This window comes from Actinomadura keratinilytica, from assembly GCF_039539665.1.
In the GTDB taxonomy this organism is placed as follows: Bacteria; Actinomycetota; Actinomycetes; order Streptosporangiales; family Streptosporangiaceae; genus Spirillospora; species Spirillospora keratinilytica.
On the sequence record NZ_BAABDO010000065.1, the window covers coordinates 1 to 13,927 of the forward strand.

Annotated in this window: 14 protein-coding genes; 5 read left to right on the top strand and 9 right to left on the bottom strand. The window is 70.1% G+C overall.

The genetic code is table 11. The features are described from left to right. A partial coding sequence (locus tag ABD879_RS19955) for a hypothetical protein (RefSeq protein WP_345023002.1) occupies window positions 1–953 on the bottom strand: 953 nt, incomplete at its 3' end. A 1,051-nt stretch (window positions 954–2,004) separates the two neighbouring features. On the opposite strand from ABD879_RS19955, the gene ABD879_RS19960 reads away from it, so the two are divergent. Beyond that, entirely contained in the window at window positions 2,005–2,874 is an 870-nt protein-coding gene (locus ABD879_RS19960; RefSeq protein WP_345023004.1) for an SCO4651 family lipoprotein, read from the top strand. A 9-nt stretch (window positions 2,875–2,883) separates the two neighbouring features. Here the strand turns inward: ABD879_RS19960 and ABD879_RS19965 are convergent, their stop codons facing one another. The 3 genes from ABD879_RS19965 to ABD879_RS19975 all read right to left on the bottom strand — a co-directional run bounded on the left by ABD879_RS19965 (window position 2,884) and on the right by ABD879_RS19975 (window position 5,112). Then, window positions 2,884–3,519, bottom strand: a complete 636-nt coding sequence (locus tag ABD879_RS19965) for a contact-dependent growth inhibition system immunity protein (protein WP_345023005.1) — start codon at window positions 3,517–3,519, stop codon at window positions 2,884–2,886. Window positions 3,520–3,564: 45 nt separating this feature from the next. Continuing rightward, window positions 3,565–4,455: a polymorphic toxin-type HINT domain-containing protein gene (locus ABD879_RS19970; protein WP_345023006.1), complete on the bottom strand. Its 891-nt coding sequence runs from the start codon at window positions 4,453–4,455 to the stop codon at window positions 3,565–3,567. A 279-nt stretch (window positions 4,456–4,734) separates the two neighbouring features. Further along, window positions 4,735–5,112, bottom strand: a complete 378-nt coding sequence (locus ABD879_RS19975) for a hypothetical protein (protein ID WP_345023007.1) — start codon at window positions 5,110–5,112, stop codon at window positions 4,735–4,737. A 184-nt stretch (window positions 5,113–5,296) separates the two neighbouring features. Between ABD879_RS19975 and ABD879_RS19980 the strand changes: the two genes are divergently transcribed. From ABD879_RS19980 to ABD879_RS19990, 3 genes are all read left to right on the top strand, one after another. Next, window positions 5,297–5,467 (top strand): hypothetical protein, encoded by a 171-nt coding sequence (locus ABD879_RS19980; RefSeq protein WP_345023008.1) that lies wholly within the window; start codon window positions 5,297–5,299, stop codon window positions 5,465–5,467. Window positions 5,468–5,651: 184 nt separating this feature from the next. Next, window positions 5,652–7,055, top strand: coding sequence for a polymorphic toxin-type HINT domain-containing protein (locus ABD879_RS19985; protein WP_345023009.1), 1,404 nt, complete (start codon window positions 5,652–5,654; stop codon window positions 7,053–7,055). Window positions 7,056–7,071: 16 nt separating this feature from the next. After that, window positions 7,072–7,740 carry a hypothetical protein gene (locus tag ABD879_RS19990; protein WP_345023010.1) on the top strand — a complete coding sequence of 223 codons (669 nt, stop codon included), beginning with the start codon at window positions 7,072–7,074 and terminating at the stop codon, window positions 7,738–7,740. 348 nt (window positions 7,741–8,088) lie between these two features. Here ABD879_RS19990 and ABD879_RS19995 read toward each other — a convergent pair whose 3' ends face one another. The 4 genes from ABD879_RS19995 to ABD879_RS20010 all read right to left on the bottom strand — a co-directional run bounded on the left by ABD879_RS19995 (window position 8,089) and on the right by ABD879_RS20010 (window position 11,572). Beyond that, window positions 8,089–8,559, bottom strand: coding sequence for a hypothetical protein (locus tag ABD879_RS19995; protein ID WP_345023011.1), 471 nt, complete (start codon window positions 8,557–8,559; stop codon window positions 8,089–8,091). Window positions 8,560–8,803: 244 nt separating this feature from the next. Beyond that, entirely contained in the window at window positions 8,804–9,199 is a 396-nt protein-coding gene (locus ABD879_RS20000) for a hypothetical protein (protein WP_345023012.1), read from the bottom strand. A gap of 387 nt (window positions 9,200–9,586) precedes the next feature. Continuing rightward, window positions 9,587–10,066 (bottom strand): hypothetical protein, encoded by a 480-nt coding sequence (locus tag ABD879_RS20005; RefSeq protein ID WP_345023013.1) that lies wholly within the window; start codon window positions 10,064–10,066, stop codon window positions 9,587–9,589. A gap of 6 nt (window positions 10,067–10,072) precedes the next feature. Then, a complete protein-coding gene (locus tag ABD879_RS20010) occupies window positions 10,073–11,572 on the bottom strand; it encodes a polymorphic toxin-type HINT domain-containing protein (protein ID WP_345023014.1) in 1,500 nt (499 codons plus the stop codon). A gap of 250 nt (window positions 11,573–11,822) precedes the next feature. Between ABD879_RS20010 and ABD879_RS20015 the strand changes: the two genes are divergently transcribed. Further along, window positions 11,823–12,479, top strand: a complete 657-nt coding sequence (locus tag ABD879_RS20015; protein ID WP_345023015.1) for a hypothetical protein — start codon at window positions 11,823–11,825, stop codon at window positions 12,477–12,479. Window positions 12,480–13,193: 714 nt separating this feature from the next. Here the strand turns inward: ABD879_RS20015 and ABD879_RS20020 are convergent. Then, window positions 13,194–13,880 carry a hypothetical protein gene (locus ABD879_RS20020; protein ID WP_345023016.1) on the bottom strand — a complete coding sequence of 229 codons (687 nt, stop codon included), beginning with the start codon at window positions 13,878–13,880 and terminating at the stop codon, window positions 13,194–13,196. Window positions 13,881–13,927 lie beyond the last annotated feature (47 nt).

Genomic DNA, 13,927 nt, shown 5'->3' on the forward strand with positions numbered 1-13,927 from the left:
GGCGGCGTCGCGCCGGGGGCCGGCGTGCCGGGCCGCCCCGGGGCGGGCTGCGCCGGTGCCGGTCGGGCACCGCCCGGAGGTTGCGGCGGTTGCGGCGGTTGCGGCGCCTGGGGCGGGCCGGCCTCGGCCGCGGTCTCGGGCTTGACCATGCCGCAGAACGGGCACGTGCCGAACATCACCATCTCGCCGCACCACCGGCACGGGACGCACGGCTGGGAGCGCAGCAGGCCCGGCAGCTCCTGCGGATGGCCGCTGAAGGCGACGAACTCGACGTACTTCTTGGTGCCCCAGTACGCGGCGCTGCGGGGCTGCTCCTGGACGAGCATCAGGCGGGACACGCCCAGCGCGGGCTGCAGCCGCTCGCGCAGCCAGTCCATGTCGCCGTTGCCGCGCGCGGCCAGCAGCAGCACCGGGTCGACCGGCCGGTGGGGAAGTTCGGAGACCGGCTTGGACGAGGTGACCCGGTGCACTCCCGGGGTCGGCGCGGCGGTCACCATGAACCCGCTGCCGGGCAAGTAAGAGGTGACGTGCTTGCCGATCCCCGTCTTGACCCGTTCCAACTTGGTCACGCTGTTCACCCACGCGCCGGCGACGATGCGCTGGGTCAGCGGCGTGGCGATGCTCGCCACGATGCCGGGGCTGACGTAGCGCGCGACGAAGGCGAGCTGGTCGGCGATCAGGGACAGGGCCAGCGGGGGCAGCTCCAGCGGCACGCCCGCGATGCGGTCGGTCCGCAGCAGCCCGCGCGCCATCCGCAGGATCCGGCCGATCGCGGGCTGTTCGGCGGCCGGGTAGACGGCCACGACGGCGCCGCTGCGGCTCAGCAGATGCGTCACCTGGTCGACGAAGGCCAGCAGGCCCTCGGGCGTGTCGGCCACGGGCAGGCGAGCGGCGCTGACGCCCTGGATGACCTGGGTGCTCGGCACGTCCCCGAGCAGCACGACCGCTGTCATGGCGACCCCAGATGGTTCACGAGCCTCACTGCGTCGCTCCTCCGTCCACCCGACGTCGTATTGACGGCTGACCGTGGCTTCTGTTATGCGGATCCCGTTGACGGTAACCAGCCGGTTGATAACAACTCAAGGCGCTTTCTCCGCGATGGGGGCGCCGCCGGCGGCATCGGTCCACCGCTGTAAGATGCGCGCCGCGCTGATCGGGTTCGCGGTGAGGATCGAGCATGCCGGGGCTCCGTGTCAGGATCTCCTGGGATCGCCTCTGGAGATCACGTCCAGACCTTCCACCCCGATGTCGCCGATCGGTCCCGACATGGGACCCAAGGGTCCTTGACAACAATCCTGCCCGACGCTAGAGGCAATCGTCGTTCGCCCGCGTCGCCGCGCACACCGGGAGCGGTGCGCCGCCGGACGCCGGTCGCGGCCGGGCCTCGTCGGCCCCGCCGGATCCTGCGCGCGGACACCTGTCCCCCATGCCCCCGTCAAGCCACGGATGCGGACCCTCCCTTCGGCAAAACGCAGACGACGTTAGCGGTCAACTGAAGACGATCTCAAGCGTAAGTATGTAACGCTAAAGCGAACTTTCGTAACGACGGTCTTACCGCCGGGGGCACCGGCAACGCGGAAGAGCCCCGCAGGCATACGACGGGGCGCACCGCCGACTCCGCCTTCCTGCGCAGAAGCCTTCGACTCCGACCAGCGCGCACCCGTACCGCCGGGAGGCACGTTCACCCTCCCCGCCCGCCGCCCGCCGGGAGATCGACACGGTGCAATGCCCGGCCACCGCGATGAATTGCCACTTCATCTCCGCCTTCACCACAGTCATTGACATTTCAAGCGATTTCCGCGGACCGGCGGCGCCCATGTGCCGGCGGTCACACAGACGCCCGCCGCCGGGTCGGCGGCGGCGCTCCGGCCGGGCGCTCCGCCGCGGCGCGGCGGCGTCCGGACGCCGCACTCGGCACGGCGCACGGGTCCGAGGGCCCAAATCGGGCCCCAAAGAATCGGTTGAACGTGCCGTAAGGCGACACCAGCTCATAGTCTTCTCACCATGAGGCTCCTCGCGACCGCCCTTGCAGTCGGTGCCGTCGTCGGCATGGCGGCGGCGTGCTCGGACGACGAGAAGCCGAAGGGCGACGGCGCCTCCAAGGCGAGCCAGGCGGCGCTGCCCGCCCCGGTCCCGGCCGCCTCACTGCGCCAGGTCACCCTGCCCGATCAGCCGGGCCCGCTCATCGACACCATCGCCCGCCAGGTGCGCACGGCCGGGACGGTCCGCGCCGACGTGGTCTCCAGCGGCACCGAGAACGGCGGCGCGCGGCAGCAGGAGAAGATCAGCGCGCAGGTGCGGATCGGCGCCGAGCCGCCGCAGGCCCAGATGACCATCGTCGACCAGGACTCCACCACCGAGGCCGTGGTGGCGGGCGGCACCGTCTACACCCGCGTCGACGGCGAGGAGCAGGCGCCGGGCAAGCCGTGGGTGCGGCTGTCCCGGCAGGACCTGCGCAACCCCGAACTGGCGCCGTTCTCCAAGATCCTCACCGGGATCCTCGACTCGGTCGACACCGGCCTGGCGCAGATCTCCGTCGACAGCGGCCTGCAGCTGGTGCGCGCCGGACGGTTCGACAAGGCCGCCGCGACCGAGACCGTGGACGGGGTGCCCACCCGCCGCTACTCGGGCCGCACGCCGACCGCCGAGCTCGCCAAGACCGACACCGCCTTCAAGGCCGTCGCCCAGCTCGGCGGCGACGAGGTGCCCTGGACGCTGTGGGTGGACGACAAGGGCCTGCCGCGCCGCTTCCGGGTCGACGTCACAACCGACCGCGGCCTCGGCTCGACGCAGGACATCCGCTACCGGCAGTGGGGCGAACCGGTCAGCGTCCAGGCCCCGCCCGCCGACAAGGTCCACACCATCGGCACCTGACCCGGCGCTTCACTCGGCGCCGATCTCGATGACCCTTTCGAGGCGTTCGATGATGAACGGACCGTAGCCGAACGCGGCGCCCACGCGCTTGATGTCCTCGTACAGCGAATGCGACACGGGGCTGAGATGCACGATGGCGAGGCGGAGGTAGAACCGCAACGCCAGTTCGGGGAAGCCGCCCTCCGCCAGCTCGACGAGCGCCCCGCGCAGGAACCGTTCACCGAGGAGGACGTCCCCGAAATCCCGGCTCACCGACAACGTGCGGACGATGGCGACCACGCCCGCCACCACCTCGGGCCGCAGGTCCCGGGCCGCCTCGGCGTCGAACGCCGCCGCGTCCGGCACGGCGGGCGCGAAGACCTCGACCATCCGGGCGAACCACTGCCGCCCGTCCAGGCCGTCGACCGACGGCGCGTGGTACCCGCTGGCGGCCGACGTCCACAGCGCCGCCAGCTGCTCACCCGTGAGCGGCGATGCCACCAGCGACGACGCGTCGCGGATGTGCTGCTGCAGGACCTCGGGCGGCGCGACCCGCGCGACGTCCTGCAGCAGTTCGTCCGCCGAGGCGTAGTGGGCCCACCAGCATTGGACGAACCACCCCGCCGCGAGGCGGGTCACCCCGAAGTCGTCGGACCTGTCCTCCACGTCTTCGCCCCTCGCTCGTCATCTACGAACCGCGCCCGATACGGGTCACGGCTCGGGATAGGCCGTGTAGATGTAGTAGCCGAGTTTGTGCCCGGGCGCGCGCTGCAGGACGATCGTGTACTTGTTGCTGGCAGCCACCTTACGCCCGTCGTAGAACACGACCACACCGAGCGACGCACTGCCCCGCGGCCCGAACTGCCCGCTCAGGGGCAGCCGCGGGTCGCCGCCGGCGCCTTGCCGCAGCCAGGTCTGAATCTTCCGCTGGTTGCCGGGATCGGCCAGCGCGTAGTCGATGACCTGTTCGACGGTCTGGCGGTCGACCCACCGGCTCGCCATTTTGGACTTGTTCTTGGGGTCCTGGGCGTGCGCCAGCAGCTGGTCGGTGGCGTTGACGTGGTCGCTCAGGGTGTGCCCGAGGCGCAGCGGGTCGGGGGTGGGCGTCGGCGGTTGCTCATGCCGGTCCAGGTCGCGGCAGTTGTGCGTGAGGAGGTCGGCGCCGCCCGCGGCGACGTAGTAGGTGTGGATGTCGTCCACGGTCAGGTTGTAGACGCGCAGGGTCCGCCGGTAGCGACGCGCGTCCACCACCATCGCCCGGCTGCCGTCCGGCATGGTCAGCAGGTCGCCGAAGGCGAGCTCTCGGGCGTCGAGCCAGTCGCGGTTGCCCGCGCTCCAGAAGCGGTGGTTCGCCGTCGCGGTCAGCCGGGCCGTCGCGCCGCCCAGCACGCCGTCGCGGTCGATGGTGAGGTCGACCAGCTGCTTGGTCCCGGAGCCGACGATCCGGTCGGTGACGCGGCGCAGCCCGTTGCGTCCGGTGCGCGGATCGGCGGCCCACACCCGGTCGCCGACCCTGATTTTCTCGATGGGTTTGCGTGTCCCGTCGGCCATCAGCACTTGGGTGCCCGGCGCGAAGCTGTTGCCCGGACGGTCGCGCAGCATGCGCTCGCACGCCTCCTCGGCCTCGTCCAGCCGCCCCCGGGCCTTCCGGCGGGCGTCGCGCGCCTTGTCCAGCCGGCGTTTCAGCTCCAGGAAGCGGTCGACCAGCTTGATGACCTTGGGGATCGACTTCAGCAGCTTGCCGATCTTGCCCCACGGGACGACGCCGACGAGCGCCCACAGGCAGTCGCCGATGTTGGGGGCGCGGACGCAGTTGATGATGTCCCCGGCCAGGAAGTCCAGACCGAGCTTGCCGTTCTCTGTCAGCAGGTCGAAGCCGTCTCACTCCCGCTGGGCAGCGTTCAGTTCTTGCTCGGCGGCGGCCAGGGCGCTTCGGGCCGCCTCGTACTCCTGCTCCTCCGGCGAAAGGCCCCCCGAGGCGGTGGGCGTGGGCGACGCCCCCGACGCTGACGCCGTGGCAGACGCCGTGGCGGCCGCCGTAGTGGACGGCGACGCACCGGCCCGGTCGTTGTTGTTGCCGCCGCCGTCCGGATCGCAGCCCGCAACACGGGTGATCTCGCACACACCGGCCTTGATGTTCGCCACGACCGAATCAGGGATCGCCACCACCGTCACCGCGGCCGCGATCGCCCCCACCAGAAGGGCGACCGCGATGTAGGAGAGCGAACCCTCACCTGTATCGCCGAGCCGACGCAGCATGCGCAGATCCCCGCGAGCCGTACCCCGAACACGAAACCGCAACGGATCTCGTTTGCAGTCGATCAACGGTAGCGGCGATCGCGTAGGGCCCGTGGCCCCAAAATCAGCACATGACACATTCCGGACAGGAGTGCCCAGTCACGACAACCGGTATCGGTCGCCAGTGGCCAAGCTTGTGCACTCAGTGTTCAAGAGCGTGCTCGATTACGTCGCCGCGGCATCGTCCCAGCAGCACACCGAGGTGGTCGAAAAAGCGGACGGCCCGCGGCGGCCGCGAACCTTCCAGGCTCTGGCCGACCCGATGGCCTGGTTGCGGGCCGCGGGTGTGGTGACCGGGAGCACTCGTCGAGGTTAGAACCGGTTTTGGGTCCAGGGGCCCGTGCCGTCCCACGCGATCAATGCTTGAATCGAGCTCTTGCCTAAACACCAGGTGAAGGGGGCACCAAGGAGGTGTAATGCGGCAATGGGTTCGACGACCTCGTGACAAAGGCGAGGGCCCACTGTCATACATCGCCGTCACCCTCCTGATCGCCTCGATCGTGGCCGCGGCGACGGCGGTGGCGCTCCCCGACACGGTGGTGGCCAACATCAAGGCCGGGGTGTGCCGCGTCGTGGGTGAGCGTTGCGACCCGAAGTCCACGGCGGCCGACGGACAACCGACGTCGACCCCAGGGGGCGGTACGACGACACCCCGGCCCAGCGGCACTCCCAGCAGCACGCCCGGTCCCACCGGCACTGACGAGCCGGTCGACCAAGAACTGCAGGCCGCCCAGGACGCCCTCGCCCGGGCCGAGCAGGACCTGCGGAACGCCCAAAGCGACTGGGACGCCTTCGACCTGCTGACAGAAATCGGCAAACTCGGCCTGGACTTCCTGGCCGGGGACATCATCAACTGCGTCCGCGACCCCAACATCACCGACTGCCTGTGGGCGCTCGTCAGCATCGTCCCGTTGAGCAAACTCGGCAAGGTCCTGCGGTCGATACCGAAGATCGCCCGGCTGATCGACCGATTCATCGGCGTCAGGAGGGCCCTTGACCGGGCCCGCAGCGCCCGCACCGCCGCCCGCAGCCATCTCGACGACCTTCTCGACAGCCGCATCCGAACCGCGCTGGCCAAGGCCTGCACGCAGAACAGCTTCGTCGCCGGCACGGGCGTCCTCACCGCGGACGGAACGGTCCGCGCCATAGAACGGCTGAGACCCGGCGACCGGGTCCTGGCGGGTGATCCGGCGACCGGCCGCCTCCGCGCCGAGACGGTCACCGCCGCCTTCAGCGGCCACAACTACGAGCACCTCGTGCGAGTCACGGTCGACGTCGACGGCGACCGCGGGCAGCGGACGGGCGCCCTCACCGCGACCGAGCACCACCGGTTCTGGGACGCCTCCGCGTCCCGCTGGGTGCGCGCGGACGAACTGACCAGCGCGTCCACACTGCGCACTCCGGGCGGTGAGAAGCTTCGGGTGCTGCGCACCGCGCGCGTCCACGGCCACCCGCGGGTGTACGACATCACAGTCGGGAACCTGCACACGTTCTACGTCCGAACCGGCGGCTCGGCGGTGCTGGTGCACAATGAGGCACCCGCGTGCTTCGCCCTCAGCAAGCTGCCCGGCCCCGGCAACCGGTACCGGTCGCCCAACGGCCTGGTTTACGGCGAGGGCTCAAAGGACGGACACCGGATCCTTCACGTGCTCGAACACGGGCGGGAGAACTACCAAAAGGCGGTGCACTCGGTCTTCAAGTCCGACAAAAGCCCGCTCGAGTACGTCGACGAGGCATGGGCCAAGCGGCACACCGTCGACCCGATCCGGCGGGGCAACAGGCAGGTGTACATCATCCCCATGGGCCGGACCGTGGGAACGCAGGGAGAGAAGTACATCCGTATAGTTGTGGAGAACGGCAACGAGGTGATCACCGCCTTCCCGCAGCAGACCAAACACCTTTAGTACGCCCGAGGGGATCATGGAGTCGGCGAACAGGGACTCGGCGGACGTCCCAGGGCTCTGCCCCGACTGCGGGCAGAGCGGCGTCCGCCTCTACCGGGTGCGCGCCACCGGCGAGCGGTTCTGGGTGTGCGAGGAATGCGATGCGGCCTGGCGCCCTGGCGCCGACCGCTCGAAGTTCGACACCGACCTGTCCGCCTTGCTGCCCGACGAGCCCAACCCGTGGAAGGCGATCGAAAGGGCGGACGGCCCGCGGCAGGTCCACCCCCAGCAGGCCCTGATCGACCTGGCGGCGAACGGCGAACTGTCCGGGCTGTGGCTGGGCATGCACCGCACGGACGCCTTGACCGTGGTCGACGCCCCGCACGCCCCGGCGTCCGACCGGGTCGTGACGGCAGGTGACGTTTCGCTGACCTTCGAGGCCGACAGGCTGGTGGGAATCGCGGTCCGCCTGCCGCTGACCGGCATCCGCTGGCCCGGACTGATGTCCCTGTCATCCTCTCCCCGCTTGACGCCCGCCCCCCGGTCCGAAGCCCTGAAAGCCCTGCAAGACGTGAACGTCAAGCCCCTGCCCGACACCTCGCCCGACGACCGCACCGCCGAATTCCAGGCCGTCGGACGACGGATACGCCTCGAATTCGACCAGGATCTGCTGAGCGCCGTCTCCGCCTCCGTCGCACGCAGCTGACCACCGGACCGGTGGGGTCGCCCCGCCGCCGCCCCGACGGCATCGTCAAAGGACGCCGGTCTTCCAGCCACCGTGCAGGATGCCAGCGGAGGCTCTACCGCTCAGAGCGAGGCCGCCTCGACATCGGGCGCGCCCACATCCCCCGGCCACACCGCCAGGTCGGCCCCGTCGAGCAGGTCGGTCATGTCGGCACCGACGTAGGCCGGTCCGGTCACGACCCCGGACACCCCCTCCAGACGGCAGCCGGACCGGCATGCCTCCCCGAGCGCGATGGGACGTTCGCGGGGTCCACAGGCGCACCCGCGAAGGTCCGCGCGGACGGCCCCCATGCGCTTCATCCAAGGGGGTTCAACGAGGGAGAAGAGCGGGTTCGGACGCGAGACCGTAGCACCAGACCTTGCCTGGAGGCTCCGCAAGAAGGGTTCCCCGGATCAACCGAATCACCGCCGACCCCAGTGAAATCACGGACGCGGTCGGGACGGCGTCCGCTCCCCTCCATTCGAAATGTTCGAGCGGCCAGTGCGCGGCTTCTTCCGGCCCCACCGCCGCACGCGTTCCAAGGCTGCGGTTCGCCTGTTCCAGCCATCCCGTGAACGTACGGAGCCGCTGCCGCCCCCATGCCGGGTCGATGGCGAGCGCGAAATCACTGATCTGCGCACAGGCCGCCAGATCGTCGAGTACTCCGTCCGCCCAGCGGTCGGGTTCCGGCCCGGTCGTGCCGCGGGCCGCCATGATGACCTCGGCCAGCAGGACCGAGCGGGCCAGATCGTACGACCAGAATGAGCGGTCGCCGTACTCGATCGTCGTCGTAGCGCTCATGGGAGATCGGTTCAAGGTTCCCATGCCCCGGACGCAGCGGCTGACGCCCCCGGCCGGGAAGTCCAAGCCGAGCCTGCCTCTCCTCCGCCAGGTCATGGACGTCCCACCCCGCTGGGAGTTCGCGCCCGACGACGGCCAGGGCGCTCGGGGCAGCCCCTTGCTCCCGCCCCTCCGGGGTGGAGGCCGCGGCCGACGGCGACGCATCCGCCCGGCGCCGAACCGGCTCTTCCGGCACAGCGGGTCATCAGGCGTAGTCGATGAGGCCGTCCTCGGGCGTGTAGGCGGCTTCGACCATCTGAAGATCATCGCTTACGAACACCCGCCACCGCGCCTCGTCCACGACGGCGAAGAAGATGTCCCGTGCGATCTCCATCTGGCGACCGTGGTTCTTGTCCAGGTCGCGGACCCTGAACCAGTAGGGATGCGCCTCGAAGGACGGGAAGTCGTCGTCGTCCTCGGGGTCATCTGTGATCATGTGCCGGTTCAGGTTCACCGCCACGGCACCACCGCGCATCACCAACACGAGCGTTCCGTCACCGTCCTGGACGAAGGTCCCTCCCAGAACCCGCTCGCCGAATGCCGCCAGGTCATCCAAGGCGACATCCGGTCCACCGACGAGCACGAAAGCATGCCGTGACATGGCCTCATCATCCTCGCCAATCTGCGACGCGGCTCAGGACGGTCACGTGCACCACATCTGCCCGCCCTGCTCGGGAGACGGAGCACAGTTGATCTCCCAGCCGTCCCCGAAGAACCGAAAGCTCCTTTGGTCGGCGTGCGGCTGACCGAGATACCGCCGGAGTCCCTTCATAGCCTCGTCGCGGCTCATGCCCGTGCCCTCGGAGCTGAGGACGCAATGTTGTGGCCGACCCGGTGTTGTGGTTCGGAGCCGGGTCCGCCTGTCGCGGATCAGGTCGAGGACCATGCGCGGTCCAACCGCCACCCTCTCACCTGGAGTGCCGCGATCGCCGCAAGGTTTCCATCGGTCGACTCATCATGCGGCCCCGCGGCCTCCGTACGCCTCACCTCAGGTGGTCCCATGAGGGAGAAGAGTGGGCTCGGGCGCGAAACCGTAGCACCAGACCTTGCCCGGAGGTTCCGCGGGAAGGGTGCCCCGGATCAACTGGATCACCGCTGTCCCCAGTGAGATCACGGACGCGGTCGGGACGGCGTCCGTTCCCCTCCATTCGAAGTCTTCGAGCGGCCAGTGTGCGGCCTCTTTCGGCTCCACCGCCGCACGCGTTCCCAGGCTGCGATTCGCCTGTTCCAGCCATCCGGTGAACGTGCCGAGCCGCTGCTGCCCCCAGGCCGGGTCGATGGAGAGCGCGAAGTCGCTGACCTCCGCGCAGGCCGTCAGCTCGTCGAGTACCTCGTCGGTCCAGGGGTCGGGTTCCGCCCCGGCCGTGCCGCGGACCGTCATGATGACCTCGGCCAGCAGCACCGAGCGGGCCAGGTCGTACGACCAGAACCAGCGGTCGCCGTACTCGATCGTCGTCGTAGCGCTCATGGGAGGTCAGTTCAGGATCTGAGTGTCGTTGATCACGATGATCTTGCGCTGCAGTTCGGGGCTCAGCGTCTTGATGTAGTTCATGACCTCCTGGATGTGCGCGTTCTGGAAGCCCGTGAGGTCGACGACCGCGTAATCGCTCTTCTGCGCATGCCGCTCGATCTGGGCGAGGAAGCCGTTCCGCTGCCGGCTCCAGTACTTCGATGCGTTGGGGTGCCCCATCGCATCGAATTTCCCGCTCTTCCCGATGTAGTCGGCGTCGCCGACGTTCGTCGGCTTGAAGTCCTCCTCCGGGAAGAGCTTCCTCAGCCGGTTCATCGTATCGATCTCGTGCGGCCGCAGCCCCTTCATGTCCTCGGGCTGCGTCCCGCCCGTGGAGCACGCGTCGTTCGGTCCCGGCGTCGGGTCGTTGTGCACGAGCACGTCCGTCCCGCCGAGCCCGACGAAGTAGGTGTGCAGGTCCTCGACGGTGAGGTTGTAGACCGTCGCGTGACGACGGCGGTGCGAGGAGTCGACGACCGTCGCCCGGCCGCCCCCGGCCGTGCCGAGCACGTCGCCGAAGGCCAGGTGGTCCGCGTCGATGTAGTCGTCGACGCCGGTCACCCAGAACGGGTGGTTGGCCGTCGCGGTGACGCGGGCGGTCGGGCCGCCCAGGCTCCCGTCGAGGTCGACGGTGAGGTCCACGAGATCCTTCGGCCCGTCGCCGACGATGCGGGCGGCGACCCGCCGCGGCCCGCTGCGGCCGGTCACGGGGTCGCTCGCCCAGACCATGTCGCCGACCCGGACGCGTTCGATCGGTTTTCGGGTTCCGTCCGCCATCAGCACCGGCGTGCCCGGAAGGAAGCTGTTGCCGGTCCTCTTGTTCTGGCGCTTGCACGCCTCCAGTGCCTTGTCCAGCCGGGTTCGGGCGTCTCGACGGGCCTTGCGCGCCTTGTCCAGTCGGCGCTTCAGGTCCAGGAAGCGGTCGATCAGCTTGATGACCTTGGGGATCGACTTCAGCAGTTTGCCGATCTTGCCCCACGGGACGACGCCGACGAGCGCCCACAGGCAGTCGCCGACGTTGGGCTTCTTGACGCAGTTCACGATGTCCCCGGCCAAGAAGTCCAGACCGAGCTTGCCGATCTCCTCCAGCAGGCTGAAGCCGTCCCACTCCCGCTGGGCGCCGTTCAACTCGCGATCGGCGGCGGCCAGGGCGGCCCGAGCCGCCTCGTACTCCTGCTGCTCCGGCGAGAGGCCCCCCGAGGTGGAGGGCGTGGGCGACGCCCCCGACGCCGGTGCCGTGGTGGCCGCCGTGGCGGACGGCGACGCATTGGCCCGGTCGTCCCCGCCGCCGTCCGGATCGCAGCCCGCAACGCGGGTGATCTCGCACACGCCGGCCTTGATGTTCGCCGTGACCGAGTCGGGGACCGCCACCACCGTCACCGCAGCGGCGATCGCGCCCACCAGAAGGGCTATCGCGATGTAGGAGAGGGAACCCTCACCCCTATCGCCGAGCCGACGCAGCATGTGCAATCCCCCGCAAACCGCCCCCCGAGCACGAAAACGCGACAGGCCTGTTTTAGGGGATCAGCGGCAGCGGCGATCGTGAAGGGCCCGTGGGCCCAAAATCGGCACATGGCACACTCGGGACAGGGGGTTGTCCGACCGCCGGCAACCGGTTCGGCCGCCTGGGGGAGTCCATTCGTATAGTCGCGAGGAACGGCAACGAGGTGGTCACCGCCTTCCCACCAACAACTCAAGTAGGCCCGAGGGGATCATGGAGTCGGCGAACAGGGACTCGGCGGACGTCCCAGGGGTCTGCCCCGACTGCGGGCAGAGCGGCGTCTGCCTCTACCGGGTGCGCGCCACCGGCGAGCGGTTCTGGGTGTGTGAGGAATGCGATGCGGCCTGGCGCCCTGGCGCCGACCGTTCGGTGTTCGACACCTCCCTGTCCGGTTTTCTGCCCGCCGAGCCTGATCCGTGGAAGGCGATCGAAAGGGCAGACGGCCCGCAGTGGCCGCGAACTCTGCAGGCCCTGGTCGGCCTGGTGGCAAGGGGCGAACTGGCCGGACTGGCGCTGGGCATGCACCGCATCGACGCCTTGGCCGTGGTCGACGTCCCATGCGCTCCCGCGACGGACGGCGTCGTGGCGGCAGGTGACGTCTCACTGACCTTCGAGGCCGACACGCTGGTGGGCATCACGGTCCGCCTGCCACCGACCGGCGTCCGCTGGCCCGGTCTGATGCGCGTGGCGACCGCACCCCGCCTGGCGCCCGTCCCCCGGCCCGAGGCCCTGGCCGCCCTACGAGACGCGGGCTTCGAGCCCCCATCCGACGGGCGCGCCGCCGAGTTCCGGGCCGTCGGCCGACGAGTGCGCCTCGACTTCGACCGCGGGCTGCTGAGCGCCGTCGCCGTCTCCAGTACAAGCCGCTGACCACCGGGCCGGCAGGATCGGCCTGCCCCCGGCCAAACGGCAACGTCGGGACGTCGGCCTTCCGGGTCACCGTGCAGAGCGTCAGCGGTGGCTGTGCCGCTCAGAGCAATGCCTGGTACGTCGAGCGCGCCTGCAATCCGCGACCAGGTCGCCAGGTCGGCCCCGGCTGAGCAGCTCCGGTCTGTCCGCGTCGGCCGGCCCGGTCACACCCCGGACGCCGTCTCCAGACGGCAGCCGCACAAGCGTGCCTCCCCCAAGCGAAGGGGACGTCCGGAGGATCGGACGCACCCGGAGTAGGCCGCGCTCAAGTCCGCGCCTTCGGATCGGCGTCTTCTAGGTCGGCGCCGGCGAAGCCGGCGTGAACAAAGCCGACCTTGCGGAAGGAGGCTCGGCGGGCATCGCAGTCGACGGCTCCCACACGGAACAGCTCGGCAGTGGCCAGCTCCGCTCCACGCCGCCGCGTCGAAGGGGGCCCAGCAAGGTCCGCGCCGACCAGGCGCACCCGCTCCAAGCGCGTCCCGGAGAAGCCTGGTGCGCGCAGGGAGGTTGCCGGTGCCTCACGCGCGGCGGCATCCACGGGCCAGGCCTGTACTCCGTCCCGCCTTCCCACCATGCGATGGGTCCTGGGGCCCGTTCTCCGGAGCCGCCCTTTGATGGGGTCCGGTACAGCTGGGGCCGCGGGCCCTGACCGGCGTCGGGCGGGCTTCGAACGGGTCAGGCCAGGGTGAAGGACGCGGCGATGCGCTCGGCCTCCGGCGGCATGGCGCCCTGGCGCGCCTCGATGTCGACGTAGCAGAAGCGGTCGTCGGACAGCGAGACGCGGACCGTCATGCCGCTGACGGGCCCGGACTTGCTCGTGGAGTCGTAGGTGGCCTTGAAACCGGGCTTGCCGCCGACGGTCAGGTCCGTGATGCGCGAGCCGGGTTCCATGGCCTGCTGCTTGCGCTTGAGCTGCTCCAGCGACGCGCCCACCGCGCCGCCGCGGTCGCAGCCCGCCGTCAGGTGGGGGGCGTACCCCGAGGCCACCGAGCCGTCGATGGCGAAGACGGTGCCCTGCTTGATCTGCTCGGCCATCAGCTGCCGGACAAGGTCGCCCATGTCGAGGTCGAGGCCGAAGGACGTCCGCACGGCCGGGGAGGAGTCCGTCGTGGGGTCGACCTGCCGCCAGCCCGCGGGAAGGGTCACGGTGACGCCGGTCTTGCCGCCGCCGATGCGGGTGCCGCCGCCGGACGGCGCGGAAGCGGACGACGCCGGCATCGCGGGGGCGGCGCTCACGGAGACCTGGGAGGGCGACGCCTTCGCGTCGGCCTTCCCGTCGCCCGAGTCTCCGCCGCAGGCGGTGAGAACCAGCGGGACGAGCGTGCCGATCACTCCTGCGGCGACCGCGGTGAGACGGCCCATGAGTCCACTCCGTGTCCGGTCGGGTAACTGGCGCCCGGACCATACCA